The sequence below is a fragment of the Plantactinospora sp. WMMC1484 genome (assembly GCF_049315195.1).
Classification (GTDB): Bacteria; Actinomycetota; Actinomycetes; order Mycobacteriales; family Micromonosporaceae; genus Plantactinospora.
The window spans coordinates 5171590-5190900 of record NZ_CP186055.1; the positions used below are offsets into that span (position 1 = coordinate 5171590).

Annotated in this window: 17 protein-coding genes and 1 riboswitch; of the genes, 7 read left to right on the forward strand and 10 right to left on the reverse strand. The window is 71.6% G+C overall.

Going from position 1 to position 19311, the window contains the following annotated elements:
* The first annotated feature begins 140 nt into the window (after window positions 1-140).
* The 4 genes from ACN28C_RS22635 (at window position 141) to ACN28C_RS22650 (ending at window position 4393) form a co-directional block, all read left to right on the forward strand.
* Entirely contained in the window at window positions 141-869 is a 729-nt protein-coding gene (locus ACN28C_RS22635; protein WP_422769534.1) for an SDR family oxidoreductase, read from the forward strand.
* A gap of 148 nt (window positions 870-1017) precedes the next feature.
* Entirely contained in the window at window positions 1018-1461 is a 444-nt protein-coding gene (locus tag ACN28C_RS22640) for a helix-turn-helix transcriptional regulator (protein WP_422774773.1), read from the forward strand.
* Window positions 1462-1466: 5 nt separating this feature from the next.
* Window positions 1467-1877 carry a VOC family protein gene (locus ACN28C_RS22645; RefSeq protein ID WP_422769535.1) on the forward strand — a complete coding sequence of 137 codons (411 nt, stop codon included), beginning with the start codon at window positions 1467-1469 and terminating at the stop codon, window positions 1875-1877.
* A 122-nt stretch (window positions 1878-1999) separates the two neighbouring features.
* A complete protein-coding gene (locus ACN28C_RS22650; RefSeq protein ID WP_422769536.1) occupies window positions 2000-4393 on the forward strand; it encodes an ATP-binding cassette domain-containing protein in 2394 nt (797 codons plus the stop codon).
* 113 nt (window positions 4394-4506) lie between these two features.
* Here ACN28C_RS22650 and ACN28C_RS22655 read toward each other — a convergent pair whose 3' ends face one another.
* Window positions 4507-6120, reverse strand: a complete 1614-nt coding sequence (locus tag ACN28C_RS22655) for a hypothetical protein (RefSeq protein ID WP_422769537.1) — start codon at window positions 6118-6120, stop codon at window positions 4507-4509.
* A 444-nt stretch (window positions 6121-6564) separates the two neighbouring features.
* Between ACN28C_RS22655 and ACN28C_RS22660 the strand changes: the two genes are divergently transcribed.
* Entirely contained in the window at window positions 6565-7593 is a 1029-nt protein-coding gene (locus ACN28C_RS22660) for a tyrosine-type recombinase/integrase (protein ID WP_422769538.1), read from the forward strand.
* 27 nt (window positions 7594-7620) lie between these two features.
* On the opposite strand, the gene ACN28C_RS22665 is transcribed toward ACN28C_RS22660, so the two are convergent.
* The 3 genes from ACN28C_RS22665 to ACN28C_RS22675 form a co-directional block, all read right to left on the reverse strand.
* A complete protein-coding gene (locus ACN28C_RS22665; RefSeq protein ID WP_422769539.1) occupies window positions 7621-8400 on the reverse strand; it encodes an endonuclease/exonuclease/phosphatase family protein in 780 nt (259 codons plus the stop codon).
* A 171-nt stretch (window positions 8401-8571) separates the two neighbouring features.
* On the reverse strand, window positions 8572-9075 hold the full coding sequence (gene def, locus ACN28C_RS22670; RefSeq protein WP_422769540.1) for a peptide deformylase: 504 nt from the start codon (window positions 9073-9075) through the stop codon (window positions 8572-8574).
* Window positions 9076-9139: 64 nt separating this feature from the next.
* A complete protein-coding gene (locus ACN28C_RS22675; protein ID WP_422769541.1) occupies window positions 9140-10360 on the reverse strand; it encodes a chorismate-binding protein in 1221 nt (406 codons plus the stop codon).
* Window positions 10361-10483: 123 nt separating this feature from the next.
* Here ACN28C_RS22675 and ACN28C_RS22680 point away from each other — a divergent pair, with 123 nt between their 5' ends.
* Window positions 10484-10684, forward strand: a complete 201-nt coding sequence (locus ACN28C_RS22680; RefSeq protein WP_422769542.1) for a DUF5999 family protein — start codon at window positions 10484-10486, stop codon at window positions 10682-10684.
* A gap of 89 nt (window positions 10685-10773) precedes the next feature.
* On the opposite strand, the gene gcvP is transcribed toward ACN28C_RS22680, so the two are convergent.
* Both gcvP and ACN28C_RS22690 read right to left on the reverse strand, forming a co-directional pair.
* Entirely contained in the window at window positions 10774-13635 is a 2862-nt protein-coding gene (gene gcvP / locus ACN28C_RS22685) for an aminomethyl-transferring glycine dehydrogenase (RefSeq protein ID WP_422769543.1), read from the reverse strand.
* Between the two features lie 80 nt (window positions 13636-13715).
* A riboswitch (glycine riboswitch) is annotated at window positions 13716-13813 on the reverse strand.
* Window positions 13814-13877: 64 nt separating this feature from the next.
* Window positions 13878-14528, reverse strand: a complete 651-nt coding sequence (locus ACN28C_RS22690; protein WP_422769544.1) for a carbonic anhydrase — start codon at window positions 14526-14528, stop codon at window positions 13878-13880.
* A 276-nt stretch (window positions 14529-14804) separates the two neighbouring features.
* On the opposite strand from ACN28C_RS22690, the gene mgrA reads away from it, so the two are divergent.
* Window positions 14805-15800 (forward strand): L-glyceraldehyde 3-phosphate reductase, encoded by a 996-nt coding sequence (mgrA, locus tag ACN28C_RS22695; protein WP_422769545.1) that lies wholly within the window; start codon window positions 14805-14807, stop codon window positions 15798-15800.
* 69 nt (window positions 15801-15869) lie between these two features.
* On the opposite strand, the gene ACN28C_RS22700 is transcribed toward mgrA, so the two are convergent.
* From ACN28C_RS22700 to ACN28C_RS22715, 4 genes are all read right to left on the reverse strand, one after another.
* Entirely contained in the window at window positions 15870-16589 is a 720-nt protein-coding gene (locus tag ACN28C_RS22700) for a DivIVA domain-containing protein (protein WP_422769546.1), read from the reverse strand.
* Window positions 16586-17764, reverse strand: a complete 1179-nt coding sequence (locus ACN28C_RS22705; RefSeq protein ID WP_422769547.1) for a globin domain-containing protein — start codon at window positions 17762-17764, stop codon at window positions 16586-16588. The genes ACN28C_RS22700 and ACN28C_RS22705 overlap by 4 nt, the downstream gene beginning before the upstream one ends.
* Window positions 17765-17766: 2 nt before the next feature.
* Window positions 17767-18216: a group I truncated hemoglobin gene (locus tag ACN28C_RS22710; protein ID WP_422769548.1), complete on the reverse strand. Its 450-nt coding sequence runs from the start codon at window positions 18214-18216 to the stop codon at window positions 17767-17769.
* Between the two features lie 289 nt (window positions 18217-18505).
* Entirely contained in the window at window positions 18506-19255 is a 750-nt protein-coding gene (locus ACN28C_RS22715; protein ID WP_422769549.1) for a SanA/YdcF family protein, read from the reverse strand.
* Window positions 19256-19311 lie beyond the last annotated feature (56 nt).

Sequence of the window (19311 nt, forward strand, 5' to 3'; positions counted from 1 at the left end):
GAGACGGACACACCGATCCGAGATCAACAACCGGATCCCGAGCCGACGAACGTACCGGCCACCCCCCGCCACACCGACGCCAGATGACAGGATCGCGAGGAATCCGCACCGGGGAAGACGACGACCGAGAGGGCGAGACCATGACTCCCGTGACAGTGGTGACCGGCGGTAGCCGGGGAATCGGTGCCGCGACCGTACGGCAACTCGCCGCCGCCGGACACGACGTGCTCTTCTGCTACCGCAGCGACACCGCCGCCGCCGACACGGTGGTCCGCGACGTCACCGCCACCGGACGCCGATGCCTGGCCGTCCGCGCCGACACCACCGACCCCGACCAGGTGGAACGTCTCTTCGACGCGGCCGGCGAGCTCGGCGGACTGACCGGCCTGGTCAACAACGCCGGCGTCACCAGCCCGATCGGCCCGTTCACCGACCTCACCGTCGCCGACCTGCGCCACGTCGTCGACGTCAATCTCATCGGGTACGTCCTCTGCGCCCAACAGGCCGCCCGCCGCATGCCGCCCGGCGGCGCCATCGTCAACGTCTCCTCGGGCGCCGCCACCCTCGGCAGCCCCGGCGAGTACGTGCACTACGCCGCCGTCAAGGCCGCCACCGACACCCTCACCATCGGCCTGGCCAAGGAACTCGGCCCTCGCGGCATCCGGGTCAACGCCGTCGCCCCCGGCATCATCCGCACCGAGATCCACGCCCGCGCCGGTCAACCCGACCGCCCCGAACAGGCCGCCGCCGGCATCCCACTGGGCCGCCCCGGCGAACCCGACGAGGTCGCCGCCGCCATCACCTGGCTGCTCGGCCCCGGCGCCAGCTACACCACCGGCACCGTGCTCCGGGTCGCCGGCGGCCGTTGACCCGCCACCAACCCGGACGACGGCCAACCCGGACGACGGCCAACCCGAGAAACGCGAAAACCAGGACAAAACCGTCCGGAGGCCCTGCCTGCCTGGGCAACGTCCGGCCCGCCATGGCACGATCGCCCACGTGACCAGCACTCCCGCCATGGCACAGCACCTGCGCGACCTGACGCGACTGCGCCGCGTCCGCGACCGCATCGACCGGGAGTACGCACAGCCGCTGAACGTCGAGGCGCTCGCCCACGGGGTGAACATGTCCGCCGGACACCTCAGCCGGCAGTTCCGGCAGGTCTACGGAGAATCGCCCTACGCGTACCTGATGACCCGGCGCATCGAACGGGCAATGGCACTACTGCGCCGCGGCGACCTCAGCGTCACCGACGTCTGTTTCGCGGTCGGCTGCGCCTCCCTGGGCACCTTCAGCACCCGCTTCACCGAACTGGTCGGCGTACCGCCGAGCACCTACCGGGCCCAGAGCGCCGGCACGACCGCCGAGATGCCGTCGTGCCTGGCGAAACAGGTCACCCGACCGACGAGGAACCGGGTCAGGAATCAAGAAGCGCCGGGCATCCGGCCGCAACTAGCCTGACCGCCATGGACATCAGCATTCACCACGCCTTCCTGCCGCACACCGACGCGGACGCCGCCCTGGCCTTCTACCGCGACACCCTCGGATTCGAGGTCCGCAACGACGTCGGATACGACGGGATGCGCTGGCTCACCGTCGGCCCCGCCAACCAGCCCGGCACCTCCATCGTCCTGCACCCGCCGGCCACCGACCCCGGCCTCACCGACGACGAGCGCCGCACCATCCTCGAACTGATCGCCAAGGGCAGCTACACCGCGATCACCCTGGCCAGCAAGGACCTCGACGCCGTCTTCGAACGGCTGCAGGCCAGCGGCGCCGACGTCGTCCAGGAACCCACCGAGCAGCCGTACGGGGTCCGGGACTGCGCCTTCCGCGACCCCGCCGGCAACCTGATCCGGATCAACGAACTGCGCTGAGCCGTGCCGGTGACCGCCGACGCCCGCCGCCGCGCCCACACCGCCGGCACAGCGGGCATCGGCTGGCATCGGCTCACCCGCGACACCGACGCAGACCGCACGCCCCAGGAGATGGAGACACGATGAACACCGTTACGAGGACAGATCCGCGGTCGGCGACGCCGCAGAGCGCCGACAGCCACGACCTGATCCGCGTACAGGGCGCGCGCGAGAACAATCTCAAGGACGTCAACGTCGAGATCCCGAAGCGCCGGCTGACCGTCTTCACCGGGGTCTCCGGCTCCGGCAAGAGTTCGCTGGTCTTCGGCACCATCGCCGCCGAGTCGCAGCGGCTGATCAACGAAACCTACAGCGCCTTCCTGCAGGGCTTCATGCCGACGCTGTCCCGGCCCGAGGTCGACATGCTCGACGGACTGACGACCGCGATCATCGTCGACCAGGAGCGGATGGGCGCCAACCCGCGCTCCACCGTCGGCACCGCCACCGACGCCAACGCCATGCTGCGGATCCTCTTCAGCCGGCTCGGCAAACCGCACATCGGCTCGCCCAACGCATACTCGTTCAACGTCCCCTCGGTGAAGGCCAGCGGTGCGATCACCGTCGAACGCGGCGCCGGCAAGACGAAGACCGAGAAGGCGACCTTCACCCGCCTCGGCGGCATGTGCCCACGCTGTGAAGGCATGGGCTCGGTCACCGACTTCGACCTGGCAGCGCTCTACGACGACAGCCTCTCGCTCAACGAGGGCGCCCTCACCATCCCCGGCTACAGCATGGACGGCTGGTACGGCCGCATCTACCGGGGCAGCGGCTTCTTCGACCCGGACAAGCCAATCCGCAGGTACACGAAGAAGGAACTGTACGACCTGCTCCACAAGGAACCCACCAAGATCAAGGTCGACGGGATCAACCTGACGTACGAGGGACTGATCCCCAAGATCCAGAAGTCCTTCCTCTCCAAGGACGTCGACACGCTGCAACCACACATCCGCACCTTCGTGGAACGGGCGGTGACCTTCACGACCTGCCCCGAGTGTGCCGGCACCCGCCTGAGCGCGGAGGCCCGGTCGTCGAAGATCAGGGGAAAGAACATCGCCGACGTCTGCGCCATGCAGATCAGCGACCTGGCCGACTGGATCCGCGGCCTCGACGAACCGTCGGTCGCCCCGCTCCTCACCGGCCTGCAGCACCTCCTCGACTCGTTCGCCGAAATCGGACTCGGATACCTCTCCCTCGACCGGCCCTCCGGCACCCTCTCCGGGGGAGAGGCACAGCGCACGAAGATGATCCGCCACCTCGGCTCCGCCCTCACCGACGTCACCTACGTCTTCGACGAACCGACGATCGGACTGCATCCCCACGACATCCAACGGATGAACGACCTACTGCTGCGACTGCGAGACAAGGGCAACACCGTACTCGTCGTGGAGCACAAGCCCGAGACGATCGCGATCGCCGACCACGTCATCGACCTCGGCCCCGGCGCCGGCACCAACGGCGGCACCGTCTGCTTCGAGGGCACCGTGGCAGGGCTACGCACCAGCGACACCATCACCGGCCGCCACCTCGACGACCGTGCCACCCTCAAGGAATCGGTACGCCCACCGGCCGGCACCCTACCGATCCGCGGCGCGGCGACACACAACCTCCGCAACGTGGACGTCGACATCCCGCTCGGAGTGCTCTGCGTGGTCACCGGCGTCGCCGGCTCCGGCAAGAGCTCACTGATCCACGGCTCGGTCGCCAACCGGGACGGGGTGATCTCGATCGACCAGGGCGGAATCCGCGGCTCACGACGCAGCAACCCGGCCACCTACACCGGACTGCTCGACCCGATCCGCAAGGCCTTCGCCAAGGCCAACGGCGTCAAGCCGGCACTGTTCAGCGCCAACTCCGAGGGCGCCTGCCCCACCTGCAACGGCGCCGGCGTGATCTACACCGACCTGGGCGTCATGGCCACCGTCGAATCCACCTGCGAGGAGTGCGAAGGCCGACGGTTCCAGGCCTCGGTGCTGGAATACACCCTCGGCGGCCGCAACATCGCCGAGGTGCTCGCCATGTCCGTGACCGAAGCCGAGGAGTTCTTCGGCACCGGCGACGCGAAGACACCGGCCGCGCACACCGTCCTCGACCGGCTCGCCGACGTCGGGCTCGGCTACCTCAGCCTCGGCCAGCCACTCACCACCCTCTCCGGCGGCGAGCGGCAGCGGCTCAAACTGGCCACCCACATGGGCGCCAAGGGCGGCATCTACATCCTCGACGAGCCGACCACCGGCCTGCACCTCGCCGACGTCGAACAACTGCTCGGCCTGCTCGACCGGCTCGTCGACTCCGGCAAGTCGGTCATCGTCATCGAGCACCACCAGGCGGTCATGGCACACGCCGACTGGATCATCGACCTCGGCCCCGGCGCCGGCCACGACGGCGGCCGGATCGTCTTCGAGGGCACCCCGGCCGACCTCGTCGCCGCCCGCACCACCCTCACCGGCGAACACCTGGCCGCCTACGTCGGCCGCTGAGGGGAAGGAGGCCACCCGCGCACTCCGGGTGCCATCCGAGAGCCCGCCACAGGACCACCCGACTCCGGGCTGATACCGGGGGCCGGCCCGCGTCGGGGGCCGGCCCCCGACGGTCAACCCTCGGTGACGGTCAGGGTGAGTGGGCCCCCCGGCATGGCCTCGCCCTCCGGGCCGTACGTGACGCTCAACCGACTGGCATCGCCGAGCGTGAAACCGTACGTGTACACGCCGGGCGCGATGCCCCACGGCAGGTACCCGTAGATGGTGAGCCGCCCGTCCGGGCCGGTACGGCAGCCGCCGCCCTGCTGGGCCACCATCCGACCGTCGGCTCCGTACAGGTAGAGCGAGCAGCTACTCAACGGTGCGACAGGGGCGGCGACGGTCATCGTGACGACCGGCGTCGTGTCCGCCGCCGCGCTGCCAGCCACCGTGGTCGGCGTCAACGCCACGTCGCTCGCGGTCGGTGGGGTCGTGTTGACCAGCTGGGTGATGGTGAGATTCGGGTCCGGTGCGCCGTAGCGGCTGCCGTAAAGCGCCAGGGCACCAGCGCCGTCGCGGAGCGCGATGCCGGTCACGGTGCACCTCTGCGTGGTGGTGTGCACCCGTACCGGTACGCTCACCGTGCCGTCGCTCCGGAGCGACGGCGTCGTCGAGGTCTGCAGACAGCCGTGGTCGTCGAAGTCGAGCAGGATCTCCCGGACGTCGTCCCTCGCACCGGTGACGGTCATGCCCACCTGGACCTCGACCGTGCTCCGCCAGTTGTCCACTGGGTTCGGGGTGGCCACGAAGTCCCCGGCGCTCAACACCTCGTTTGAGGTGACTTCGATCGACTCCAGGCCGTGATCGGTGACGACACCCCGGTTGCCGGCGTTGTCGGTCAGCGCCAGCTCCGTGACCCGCCAGGTCCCGGACGCCGCGTCCGCCGGGATACGCACCTCGACGTTGCAGCTCGGGTAGTGGGGGTCGTTGGCCGTGTACGACCCACAGTGGGGGTCCGCCCGGTGAAAGTCCGCCTCGAACCGACCCACGGCGGTGTGACCGTCCGGACCGGCAAGGATCAGGCTGCCCTTCCAGAATCCTGACTCGGTGTCGGTGAGCGAGAGGTCGTAGCGCAACAGTGCCTCGTGGCCACCTACATAGGCGTACGGCCGGGCGCCATTGATCGGCTCCAGATAACCCCAGCTCAGGGACGGGGCGGTCGAGTCGACCAGGGTCTCGGCGGTCAGCTTGCCGCCGTACTCGTTCCGCAGTACGGCCGGGCCGACGACGAGCGAACCTCCGCGCTCGTCGCGCGCCTCGAAGCGGGTCACCAGCCAGCGGGCGGAGGTGCTGGCCGCGTGTCGCGGCACCACGAAGTCGTACTGGTAGGTCGACATCTGCGGGGTGCCGGACAACCAGTGTGCCTTGGCGTACCAGGTCTCGTTGAATCGGAAGTCGACCTCGTACGTCTGCCCGACGTAGCTGCCGCGGGTGGGACCGGCCTGCTGGATCAGGAGAGTGCCGTACATGTCCTGGGCGGCATCGTCGCCGTTGTGCACAGTGAAGGTCAGCGGCACAACGGCGATGTCGCCACGGGCGTCCACTGTGGCGGGCGAGAACTGGAGTGCCTGAAGGCCGAGCGTGCGGGCCGCGGCGGCGGCCGGTGGTGCGGCGGCGGCCACCGCAGCCACCGAGGTGACGACCGCGAGCGCGGTACGGGCCAGCATGCCGATGGAGGCGTTTGACATGCAGGGTGTATAGCAGCCCGCCTCAGGTTTCGTTGCCCCTCGTACCCATCCCTCGCCGTCAGGTCGATAAGAGACATTATGTCAACCAGTCGGCCTCCCGGGGGTCTGCTTTCGTCGGCGGGAAACCACAACCCGGTGATTCGCCGCCCAGGGCGCTCCCCACCCCACCGGTACGCCTGCCCTGCCGGCCGAAACTCGATCCGGGGGCACCGGAGCGACCGGCACATCGGTAGTTCGCGCTGGCCGACCGGTCCGGGAGTTCATGCGGCGGTCGCGGGTACGTCGCCACGTCCTGCGCCGCGGGAGCAGCCGACGCGGCGCCCCGGTCGTGGCGTCCATCCCCTCTCTCGGGTGCCGTCGCGGTCGCAACCCGGCCGATCCCCGGGACACCGTGAAGGTCGTTCGAACTATCCGGTTCACCCGAAATCATGCATAATATTCGTTATGCAGGACAAAGAGGACTTTCTGCTACTCCCCCTCGTCGAGCAGTTCCTGAGCGCCCGGGCCACCCGCAAGCCCTCCCCGCACACGCTGGCGGCATACCGGCGCGACCTGCTGGCGGTCGCCGGGCTGGTCGCCGCCGATCCCGCCACTCCCCTCCCCCTGGCCAGGCTGCCGATCCGGGCCCTGACCGCCCGGTCGTTGCGGGCAGCGTTCGCCCGGTACGCCGCTCCCCGGGCTGCCGCCTCCATCTACCGGGCCTGGTCCACCTGGAACGGCTTCTTCGACTTCCTCGTCGCCGAGCGGGTGGTGTCCGGCAATGTGATGCCCGCCGTGGACAAGCCCAGGGTGCCGCCCGCACCGCCGAAGCCGCTGCGGGGCGAGGAGACGCCGGAGCAGTTGTTGACCGGGGTCGCCCGGGCCGACGAGCGGCAGCGGGATCCGTGGCCGGAGCGCGATCTGGCCGTGCTGGCCCTGGCGCTCTGTGCGGGTCTGCGCCTGGCCGAGTTGCTGGCGCTGCGTACGGGGTCGCTGGTCGGCCGGCCCGGCGAGCGCCGGGTCGAGGTGACCGGCAAGGGCAGCCGCTCCCGGTTGATTCCGGTGGAGCCGGAGCTCGACCGGGTGCTCGGGGACTATCTGGAGAGCCGACGCCGGCGTTTCGGGTCCCGCACCGTCGGGCCGGACTCGGCGCTGTTGGTCGACCGGCAGGGTGCGCCGTTGCGCCGGGGTGGCCTGCAGTATCTGGTGGAGTCCTGCTATCGGCGGGCGGGGATCACCGACCGGGTGCCGGCGGGGGCGCGGTTGCACGCGCTGCGGCACACCTTCGCGACCCGGTTGGCCGAGGACGGTGCGAGCGCGCCGGAGATCATGCGATTGCTGGGGCACGCGAGCCTGGCGACGAGCCAGAGCTACATCGAGGTGACCGCCGAGCAGGAGCGGGCGGCGGTGCGGGCGAACCGTACGAACCGTTCGTTGGGCCGGCTGCTGGCGCAGCACCCGACGGTGGAGGGGTCCGCTGACCGTGGCTGGTGAGGCTTCCGGGGGTGTCGCGGCTTCGGATCAGGCGAGGTCGACGACGAGTGGCCGGTGGTCGGAGATGGTGGCGATCGGGGCGTCGCTGGCGGTGACGGCGGGCAGGGGGTGGCCGTCGCGCGGGTCGGCGAGGATGTGGTCGAGTTGGACCCGGGGTTGTCTGGCCGGGTAGGTGGGGCGGCGGGCCAGGGAGCGCCAACCGGAGACGAGGGTGGCGAGCCCGGCGGGGAGGTTGAGGTCGCCGAGGAGGATCCGGGGTGGGGGCAGGGTGCGTAGGGCGCGGACGACCTGGCGGAGTTGCCGGATGTTCCAGCCGGGGACGAAGGAGAGGTGGGTGGCGGCGGCGGTGATCTGTCCGTAGGGGGTGTCGAGGATGGCGGCGAGGACGACCCGGGGTTCGTCGCGGAGCAGGATGATGCCGCCGCCGGGGCCGGGGTCGAGGACCGGGGAGCGTACGGGCACCGGGGCGAGGCGGGTGACCTGCCAGGAGCGGACGGGATAGCGGCTGACCAGGCCGATGCCGTAGAGGGGTTCGCCGTGCCCGTCGTCGTCGTGGGTGAGGGGTCGGAACTGCTCGCCGGGGGTGCCGACGACGGCGGCGGCGAAGCGGTGTTCGGGTGCCTTCATCGCCTGGGCGGCGATGGCGGTGAGGTCGAGGTGGTTGCTGCGGGACTGGTCCCGGTCGACTTCCTGCAGGGCGAGGATGTCGGCGTCGAGGGTGGCGACCGCGGTGGCGAGCCGGGTCTCGTCGACGAGGCCGTCGTGCGGGGATCGGCCGTGTAGGAGGTTGAAGGTTGCCAGGCGCACGTGCACACCTTACGGCGGGATGTGCGACAGTTTTGGCGTGATCTTCAAAGCGCTGTGTTGTTCCGTGTTGCTGTTCGTGGTGTTGGGTGCGGTGGGTGTGTGGTTGCGGCGCCGGCGGGGTCGTTGAAGCCGTCGGCGGTGCGGCGGTTGTCGGCCGGCGCCACGGCGGGGCTACCGGTCGGGGGTGGCGAAGCGGCCGGCGCGGATGTCGCGTAGGGCGCGGCGGCGGGTCTCGCCGCGGAGGGTGTCGACGTAGAGCCGTCCGGCGAGGTGGTCGGTCTCGTGCTGCAGGGCGCGGGCGAGGAAGTCGCTGCCGGTGATGGTGCGGGGTTCGCCGTGCTGGTCGAAGCCGTGGGCGGTGGCGTGCCGGGCGCGGGGGGTCGGGAAGTGGAGGCCGGGGATGGAGAGGCAGCCTTCGTCGTCGTCCTGTTGTTCGGTGGAGAGTTCGAGGGTGGGGTTGATCAGGTGGCCGCGGTGGCCGTCGGCGTCGTAGACGAAGACCTGGGCGCTGATGCCGATCTGCGGTGCGGCGACTCCGGCTCGGCCGGGTGCGCCGAGGAGGGTGTCCATGAGGTCGGTGACCAGGTCGCGTAGTTCGGTGTCGAAGCTGGTGACCGGCTCGCAGGGGGTGCGGAGCACCGGGTCTCCGATGATCCGGATGGGCCGCATCGTCATGACCGGAACCCTACCGGTTCGTTACGTATTCGGGCGGGCGCGGCGCGGGCGGTGCCGTGGTGCGTCAGGGTCGCGGTTGGCCGGCGAGGGCGGCGCGGACCGGGCGGGCCTTGGCGGCTGCCTCGGCGACTTCGGCGGCCGGGTCGCTGCCCCAGGTGATCCCGCCGCCGGCCCAGACGTGGATCCGGTCGGGGTCGGCGGCGGCGGTCCGGATGGTGAGGCCGAGGTCGAGCCGATCGGGGCCGATCCAGCCGAGTCCGCCCATGCTGGCGCCGCGTCCGACGGGTTCCAGGGTGGCGATCCGGGTCAGGGCGGCGAGTTTGGGTGCGCCGGTGACGGAGCCGCCGGGGCAGACGGCGCGGAGCAGGTCGGCGAGGCTGCGGCCGGCGGCGGGGGTGGCGGAGATGGTGGACTCGGCCTGCCAGAGGTCGGACCAGCGGCGGATGGTGTAGAGCTGGTCGACGCGTACGGTGCCGGTGCGGGCGATCCGGGCGAGGTCGTTGCGTTCCAGGTCGACGATCATGATGTGTTCGGCGCGTTCCTTGGCGGATTCCAGGAGTTCGCGGCGGCCGGGGCCGGTCGCCGGCCGGGTGCCCTTGATCGGCCGGGTGTAGATGGTGCCGCCGGTCACCTCGACCAGGGTTTCCGGGGAGGCGCAGCCGATGGCCCAGCCGGTGCCGGTGAGGATGCCGCCGTACCGGGCGCCGGGTAGCCGGGTGAGCCGGTGCAGTGCCGGCAGTGGGTTTCCGGTGTATTCGGCGCTGCCGTGTCCGACGAGGTTGACCTGGTAGATGTCGCCGGCGGCGATGGCGTGCCGGGCCTGGCGTACGGCGTCGGCGTGCTGGTGGGGGGTCCAGCTTTCGGTCCAGGGGCCGAGGTGCCAGCCGGGGGTGGCTGGGTGGGGCCGGCCGGGGGGCGTGGGGCTGGTGGGGTGGTCGTGGTGCCGGTAGACGACGGCGGCCAGGTCGGGGACGGCGGGTGCCGGGCTGGCGGGGCCGGTGGGTGCGCCGGCCATCCGGGCTCCGGCGGCGGCGGAGACGAAGACGGCGGCGCCGCAGACGGTGCCGGGTGCCGGGCCGGTGGGGTGGGTGCCGGGCCGGGTGAGGTCGCGTACCGGGAGGTCGTGTCGGGCGAGGAAGTCTTCCAGGAGGGTGGCGGGGTCGTCGGCCGCGTCGGCCCACCACTGCAGCCGGTCGTGCTCCACGAGTCGGGGTACGCAGTTCGCCGGCGCTCCCGGCGGCGCGTATGGGAGCGCTTCCAATACGTACGGCTCGATCTGCCTCATCCGAAAAGTGGATTTCCTCGGTCAGAGACGGATACCCGCTCGTCATCACTGGGTGTGAGGGAGTACCGTCCGTCATCGGTCATGTGAACCATGCCACAGCGCCCCCATAGTCCGGAGAACCCGATGTGCCAGCACGAACCGATCTGCCCCACCGCGGAGGCGACCGACCGGGAAGCCGCCCGCGTCGTCGCCTGCTTTCGGGAGCAGGGATGGAGCCTGCTCTGCAATGGCGTCATCCTCTTCGAGGACACCGGCGAGCTGCTGCCCGACGGCAGCACCATAGCGCCGCACCGTGGCCCGGCCCGGCACGCCCTGGTCGGCTGACTCCTCACAGAGCGTGACCGGCCGGCGTCGGCGCCCGGCCGGTCAGACTCCGGTCCGCCGTCGTCGCCGGCCCGGATCCACACGATCGCTCAGTTCTCGTACGACTCCGGGGGCGGGCAGGCGCAGACCAGGTTCCGGTCCCCGTACGCGCCGTCGATGCGGCGCACCGGCGGCCAGTACTTCGCCCGCCGGTCCACCCCGGCCGGGTAGCCGGCGACCGACCTCGGGTACGGGTGGCTCCACTCGTCCCCGGTGACCATCGTCGCGGTGTGCGGGGCGTTCGCCAGCGGGTTGTCTCCCTTCGGCCACTCCCCGGCCCCGACCCGGTCGATCTCGGCCCGGATCGCGATCATCGCCGCACAGAACCGGTCGAGTTCGGCGAGGTCCTCGCTCTCGGTCGGCTCCACCATCAGGGTGCCGGCGACCGGGAACGACATCGTCGGGGCGTGGAACCCGTAGTCGATCAGCCGCTTCGCGACGTCGTCGACGCTGACCCCGGTCGCCTTCGTCAGCGGCCGCAGGTCGAGGATGCACTCGTGTGCGACGAGGCCCTTGTTGCCGGCGTAGAGCACCGGGTAGTGGCCGCGCAGCCGGGCCGCGACGTAGTTGGCGGCCAGTACCGCCGTCCCGGTCGCCCGGCGCAGCCCGTCCGGCCCCATCAGCCGCAGGTACGTCCACGGGATCGGCAGGATCCCGGCCGAGCCGTACCGGGCGGCGGAGATCGCCGGCCGCCCCTCGGCCGCCAGCGGGTCGCCGGGCAGGTACGCCGCCAGGTGTGCCCGGACCGCGACCGGCCCGACGCCGGGCCCGCCGCCGCCGTGCGGGATGCAGAACGTCTTGTGCAGGTTCAGGTGTGACACGTCGGCGCCGAACCGGCCCGGCTTGGCGTAGCCGAGCAGCGCGTTGAGGTTGGCGCCGTCGACGTAGACCTGGCCGCCGGCGTCGTGCACCTTGGCGCAGAGCGCGGCGATGCCGCCCTCGTACACCCCGTGCGTGGACGGGTAGGTGACCATGATCGCGGCGAGGGTGTCCCGGTGCGCCTCGATCGTGCGGTCGAGGTCGGCGAGGTCGATGTCGCCGTCGGCGTCGCAGCCGACCACCACCACCCGCATCCCGGCCATCACCGCGCTGGCGGCGTTGGTGCCGTGCGCCGACGACGGGATCAGGCAGACGTCGCGGTGCGCCTCGCCCCGGTCGCGGTGGTAGCCGCGGATCGCCAGCAGGCCGGCGAGTTCGCCCTGCGAGCCGGCGTTCGGCTGGACGCTGACGGCGTCGTAGCCGGTGACCTCGGCGAGCCAGCCTTCGAGGGTGCCGACGAGGTCGCGGTAGCCGGCGGTCTGGCCGGCCGGGGCGAAGGGGTGCACGTCGGCGAACTCCGGCCAGCTGACCGGCTCCATCTCGGTGGTCGCGTTCAGCTTCATCGTGCACGACCCGAGCGGGATCATGCCCCGGTCGAGGGCGTAGTCGGCGTCGGCGAGCCGACGCAGGTAGCGCAGCATCGCGGTCTCGGAGTGGTGGGCGGAGAAGACCGGATGGGTCAGGTAGTCGCTGGTCCGTTCCAGCGCCGCCGGCAGCGCCGGAGTGGCCGGGGTGGCCGGGGCGGTGACCGGCCGGCCGGTGACGGCGGCGACGGCGTCCCAGACGGTCCGCAGGTGCGCCTCGGTGGTGGTCTCGTCGCAGGCGATCCCGACCCGGTCGGTGTCGACCGGGCGCAGGTTGACACCGCGCCGCTCCGCCTCGGCGACCACCTCGGCGGCCTGGCCGGGGATCCGGGCGAGGACGGTGTCGAAGAACGCGTCGTGCACGACCTCGACCCCGTCGACGGTGCGCAGCCCGGCGGCGAGGGTGGCGGCCCGGCCGGCGGTCCGTTCGGCGATCGCCCGCAGCCCGGCCGGGCCGTGGTAGACGGCGTACATGCCGGCCAGCACGGCGAGCAGCACCTGGGCGGTGCAGATGTTGCTTGTCGCCTTCTCCCGGCGGATGTGCTGCTCCCGGGTCTGCAGCGCCAGCCGGTAGGCGGGGTCGCCGGCCGCGTCCCGGGAGACCCCGACGAGCCGGCCGGGCAGCATCCGCTCCAGGCCGGCGCGGACGGCGAGGTAGCCGGCGTGCGGGCCGCCGAAGCCCATCGGCACGCCGAACCGCTGGGTGGTGCCGGCGGCGATGTCGGCGCCGATCTCGCCGGGTGGGCGCAGCAGGGTCAGCGCGAGCAGGTCGGCGGCGACCGTGACCAGGGCACCGGCGGCGTGCGCGGCCTCGACCAGCGGGGCGTGGTCGCGGACCGCGCCGGAGGCGCCCGGGTACTGCAGGTGCAGTCCGAAGAACTCCGCCGGCAGCGGCCCGGCGTCCAGGTCGACCACCCGCACCTCGATGCCGAGCGGTTCGGCCCGGGTGGCCAGCACGGCGACGGTCTGCGGCAGGGTGTCGGCGTCGACGACGTACACGCTGCTCTTGCTCCGCCCGGCGCGACGGGCCAGGGTCATCGCCTCGGCCGCGGCGGTGCCCTCGTCGAGCAGGGAGGCGTTCGCGGTGGCCAGCCCGGTCAGGTCGGTGACCATGGTCTGGAAGTTCAGCAGCGCCTCCAGGCGGCCCTGGCTGATCTCCGGCTGGTACGGGGTGTAGGCGGTGTACCAGGCCGGGTTCTCCAGCACGTTGCGGCGGATCACCGCCGGGGTGTGTGTGCCGGAGTAGCCGAGGCCGATCATGGAGACGGCGACGGTGTTCCGGGCGGCCAGCGCCCGCAGCTCGGCGATCACCTCCGGCTCGGTGCCGGCCGGCGGCAGGTCGAGCCCGCCGGACCAGCGGATCGCCTCCGGGATCGCCGCGTCGAGCAGGTCGTCGACCGAGGAGTAGCCGACGGTCTCCAGCATCCGGCGTTCGGCGTCGGCGTCCGGGCCGATGTGCCGGTCGGCGAAACGCCCGACGTCACGGGCGGGGTACTGCGCTGTGGTCATGGGGACAACTCCCGGGCGAGGTCGACGCTGCAACCTCCCCCTCTGTCACGCACCGCGGCGTCGCGGGCGCTCCACAGTCGCCTGCCCGCAAGCTCCTTTTGCCTGAGAGGTTCCGGGGAGGATTTGCCCCTTCGGCGCCGACCGGCGGGTGCCGGGCGGTCTCTCGCTCGCGGGTGATGTCGGCGTTGGCAACGGTACCAGTGATCGGGTTTCCCGCACGTTTCGGCCGCTGGGCCGCCCGGTCACTCCCCCGGCCGGTGATCTCCGCCGCCCGTGGCGGCGGTGGCGGTGACGGTGACCTTGCCGTCCGCGAGTCGGTAGAACATGCCGACGACGTCGCAGCGGCCGCCGGCGACCGCGTCGGCAAGCGCCGTCCCGGGCCGGGTCACCAGATCCACCGTACGCCCGATATGTACCCCGGCGACCTCGGCGTCCCCGGTGATCCGGCGGGCCTCCGCCGCCTCGACGCTCGGGGTGACCCGCTCCACGATCGCCCCCAGGTTACGGCCGGGCAGCCGGCCTCCGTCCCGGACAGCCCTGGTCGCCTGGATGGCGCCGCAGGAGTCGTGGCCGAGGACGACGACCAGCGGTGCGCCGAGCACCACCACCCCGTACTCGATGCTGGCGGTCACCTCCGCGCCGACGATGTGTCCGGCGGTGCGGACCACGAACAGGTCACCGAGCCCTCGATCGAAGATGATCTCGGCGGCGAGTCGGGAGTCGGAGCAGCCGAAGACGACCGCGAACGGTCGCTGCGCGGCGGCGACCACCGCCCGGTGCTCCGCGTCCTGGTGCGGATGGATCCGGGTGCCGGCGACGAACCGCTCGTTGCCGGCGAGCAGCTCGTCGAGCGCCTCGGCCGGGGTGACCGGCCGGTGGTCCAGGTATGCCATGACGTCCCTTTCGACGGCGCCACCGGTGCGGTGGCGGGCGAGGTCGGTCGGCGCCTTCGGCGACCCGATACCCGATCAGATACCACGGAACCCGCCGCCACCCCAGCCCGACCGGCCGGAGGTGATCGACGAAACACCGGATGTGGACACCACGGGCACCGCCGGACCTCGCCGACACACGGGCGCAGGCCCCTCATCGACATGCTGTGCAGGTTACGGCCGGCGCCGTGCCGGATCGGTGCGACGCGGCCCTGCCGCGATCAATAGGGTGGCAGCGTGACCTACCTTGCCGCGGAGAACCGCTACGACACCATGACCTACCGGCGCGCCGGCCGCAGCGGCCTCCGGCTCCCCGCCATCTCACTCGGCCTGTGGCAGAACTTCGGCGACGGGCGACCGTGGCAGCCGCAGCGGGACATCTGCCGGCGGGCGTTCGACCTCGGGGTGACCCACTTCGACCTGGCCAACAACTACGGGCCGCCGCCCGGCTCGGCCGAGGCGAACCTCGGCCGGATCCTCGCCACCGACCTCGGCCCGTACCGCGACGAACTCGTCATCTCCACCAAGGCCGGCTACTACATGTGGCCCGGCCCGTACGGCGAATGGGGCTCCCGGAAGTACCTGGTCTCCTCCCTCGACCAGTCGCTGCGCCGGATGGGCCTCGACTACGTCGACATCTTCTACCACCACCGGCCCGACCCGGACACGCCACTGGAGGAGACGATGGCGGCGCTGGACGCGGTCGTCCGGACCGGCAAGGCCCTCTACGTCGGGCTGTCGAACTACACCTCGGAGCAGACCCGGCAGGCGGCGGCGATCCTGGAGCGGCTCGGCACCCCGATGCTGATCTCCCAGCCGTCGTACTCGATGTTCAACCGCTGGATCGAGCCGGACGGGCTGCTCGACACCCTGGAACAGGTCGGCGCCGGCTGCATCGCCTACAGCCCGCTCGCCCAGGGCCTGCTCACCGACCGCTACCTCGACGGCATCCCCGCCGACTCCCGGGTACGCACCAGCGTCTTCCTCGACGAGAGCGCCCTGAACGAGTCGACCATGACCACCGTACGGGCCCTGCACGCCCTCGCCGGACGGCGCGGCCAGTCCCTCGCCCAACTCGCCCTCGCCTGGGCGCTGCGGGACACCCGGATGACCAGCCTGATCATCGGCGCGAGCAGCGTCGCCCAGCTGGAGACGAACGTGGCCGCGCTGGACAACCTCGTCCTCACCGACACCGAACTCGCCGAGATCGACGGCCACCTGGCCGGTCGCTGACCGTTGACCGCCGGCGGCCGACCACCACCCCCAGGTGGTGATCAGCCGCCGGCCGGTGTGGCCGGCGGCTCACCTCTGGCGCTGATGCTCCGGATGCGGCGGCAGGGCCGGCCGCGTCGAGCCGCCCGCAGCCGCTGCGGTCACCCCCGCCCCCGCCTCCCGGGCGATCCGGTCCATCGTCCGGGCCAGATGCTCGCTGCCGTCGTCCAGATGCCGTGCCGCCGCCTGCATGTGCGAGATCATCATCTCGCCGAAGATCCGCAACGCCTCCCGGGTCGCGACCGTGTCGTCGAAACTCGACCCGGCCGACGCCCGGTAGTCCTGCACCGCCCGCTCCGCCTCGTTGCGGGCATCCTCGGCCGCCGCCCGCAGATAGTTCTCGTACTGCACCCGGGCGTACTCGGCGACCCGGCGGGCGTAGTCGTGCGCCTGGGCGATGATCTGCTCCGCCTCCCGCTGCGCCGCCGACAGCAGGTTCACCTCCTTCGCCCCCGGCAACTGCGGCCGGCCGCTGGCACTCGGCAACACCCCGTGCCGGTGCAGCTCCACATGGTCGTGCAGCCGCTCGTTCTCGGCCCGCAGGTCCGCCAGCTGGGTCGCCAACAGGTCCAGCTCGTCGGCGACCTGGTGCCGGAACCGGTCCACGTCCCGGTCGTCGTAACCACGCCGGGTGAACGACGACGAACCGAACTCCCACCGCCGGACCCGGTCCGCGGTGATCCGGACCCGGGGACTCGGACCGGACACCGCCGTGGTGCGGTCGTACTCGCTGATCGGGCTGGCGCTCACTGCGTACCTCCGTCTGCCGGCCTCTGCTCCTGCACCTCGGCGGTCCGCCGTCCGGGCGAATACCACTGCCCACCCAACGCCTCGTAGTGCAGCTGCCCGGCGTGATAACCCGCCTGCGTCAACCCGTTGACGGCGCCCGACACCATCGGATCGGACCCGCAGACGAAGACGTGCCGGTTGCGCCAGTCGCCGTCGGCGAGGGCGCGATCCACCACCTGGACGAACTCTCCGGGCCGCGCCGGGTCACCGTTGACCACGTACGTCACCCGCAACCACGGATACGACGCCACCAGCTTCTCGGTCGCCTCGACGTCGTAGAACTCCGTACGGGACCGGGCGCCGACGTAGACGTCGACCCGCCGCCCCCCACCGGACGCCGCCACCTGCTCGACCAGCGCCTTCAACGGCGCCCAGCCGGTCCCGCCCGCCAGCAGCAGCAGATCACCGCCACCGGCGGCCCGCCGCAACGTCAACCGCTCCCCCACCGGGGCCGCCAGGTGCAGCTGGTCACCGACGCTCGTGCCATACACCAGCCGGGAACTCACCGCACCACCCGGCGCCGCCCGCACGTGCAACTCCAGCGTGCCGTCGGTGCGGGCCGCGTTCGCCGGCGAGTAGTAGCGCCACGCCCGCGTCGCCGGGCTCGACACCCCGATCGACTGACCCGCCTCGAACGGCAGCAGGTACTGCGGGCGCAGCGTCAGCACCGCGATGTCGAACGTCCGCGGCTCGTGCGCGACGACCTCGCCGACCCACCACGGCGGGCTGACGTTCTCCGCCGCCGCCGCACCGTCGACCATCACCTTCGCGACCAGCCCGTACGCCGCGGTCCAGTCCTGTGCCAACTCCTCGGTCCAGCGCTCGCCGAGAAAGTGCGCCAGGGTTGCCAACAGCGCCTCCCCGACCGCCGGATAGTGCTCCGCCCGGACCGCGAACTTGCGGTGGTCGGCGCCGAGCGACTGCAGGAACCCGACGAGCTGGTCCGCCTGATCCACATGGGACACGATGTGGCCCAGTGCGGTGACCAGCCGATCCCGCTGGCCGGCCATGTTCGTCGGGAACATCTGCCGGACCTCGGGATGGGCGAGGAAGAGAGTCGAGTAGAAGTAGAGCGGCACCTGGTCGCCGTGCCCGGCGACCAGGTGCCAGCTCTGCTTGAGACGAGCGACGTCCACGGTCAAACGCCCGCCGAGGTGCCGCTCGACACCACCTGGTCGCGCACCGAGACCAACGTCGCCCGCACGTCGTCGATGATGTCGCCGGGCACGCCGAGCCCGGCCAGCGTGTCGACCAGGTGCGCGCCGACCCGGGCGTAGTGTTCGGCCGGAATCTCCAGCGGCTGGTGCGCCTCCGCCAGGCCACGGCCGGCGTAGTTGTTCGGCCCGCCGAGCACCACGGTCAGCATCAGCACCATGTGCCGCCGCTGCTCCTCCATGTTCAGCTCGGTGAAGTAGCCGGCCAGCTCGGGGTCGGCGAGCACCCGGTCGTAGAACAGCCGCACGGCCGCCTTGACCGACTCCGCACCACCGATCCGCTCGTAGTGCGACGGCTGCGCCGTAGCACCGTCACCGATGGTGCCGACACCGTCCGAGGAGGACGACAGGGCGCTGTCTTCTGGATCCGTCACGGTCTTCCTTCCGGCGCGAGGGGAGATTCGCGCGGCATTCTGAGGGCGTGGGAACGGCGGTGCCGTCCCGGTGGGCAGGCGGACGGCCGACGGGCGGCACTGGGTGGGGACACTACCGCGCCCAGCCGTACCGTGTCATCCATCCCGAATCGGTGTCATCCGGACCCGAACGGTTCCGCGGCTGTCGACAGCTGACCGGTCCGCGGGTTCTCGGTTCCGAACCGGACCATCATCCCCATCCGAACCCGTTCCGGCCACCCCGGCCACCCCGGTCACCGTGAGCGACACCTCAGTCCCGGAGCGCCTCCCGGACTCCCGGCTCCGCCGGACCGAGGAAGACCGGATCCCGGCCGCTGACCACGTCGACGACCGCCTTCACCGCCGCGAAACGCTCCCGGAACCCGCCCCACCGCCAGGCCCGTTCGAACCGGCGCACCGACTCGTCCCCGACACCGACCGCGTCCACACCGACCCGTCGGCACACCGCCACCGCCCGGTCGATGTGGAAACTCTGGGTGACCACAATGGCGCGATCCACCCCGAAGACCCGCCGCGCCCGCGAACACGAGTCGTACGTGTCGAACCCCGCGTGGTCCTGGACCACCTTCCGGTCCGGCACCCCCCGCTCCACCAGCCACCGGCGCATCGCACCCGGCTCGTCGTACTCCCAACGCCCGTGATCGCCGGAGACCAGGATCGCCCGCACCTTCCCGGCGCCCAGCAGCTCCCTGGCCAGGCTGAGCCGGGCCGCCAGAAACGGCGACGGAGTGCCGTCCGGATACACCTGGGCGCCGAGCACCAGCGCGACCGGCGCCGCCGGCACCTCGGCCAACGGATAGACGTGCTCCTCGGCCGAGCGTCGCACCCAGAACCCGCTGCCGACCACCGCCACCGGCACCAGCAGCAGCCCGACCAGGAGCCCGACCCCGGCCCGACAACCCCACCGGCGCACACCGGCCCGGCGCAGACGACCGGACCTCGGCGGCATCGGCGACTGCGGCGACGAACCAGGCGACTGCGGTGACGAGCCAGAGGGCATGGCACCAATTATGCGGTAAAGATCATGACGACGGGCGCCGCGATCCGGGCCCTGCC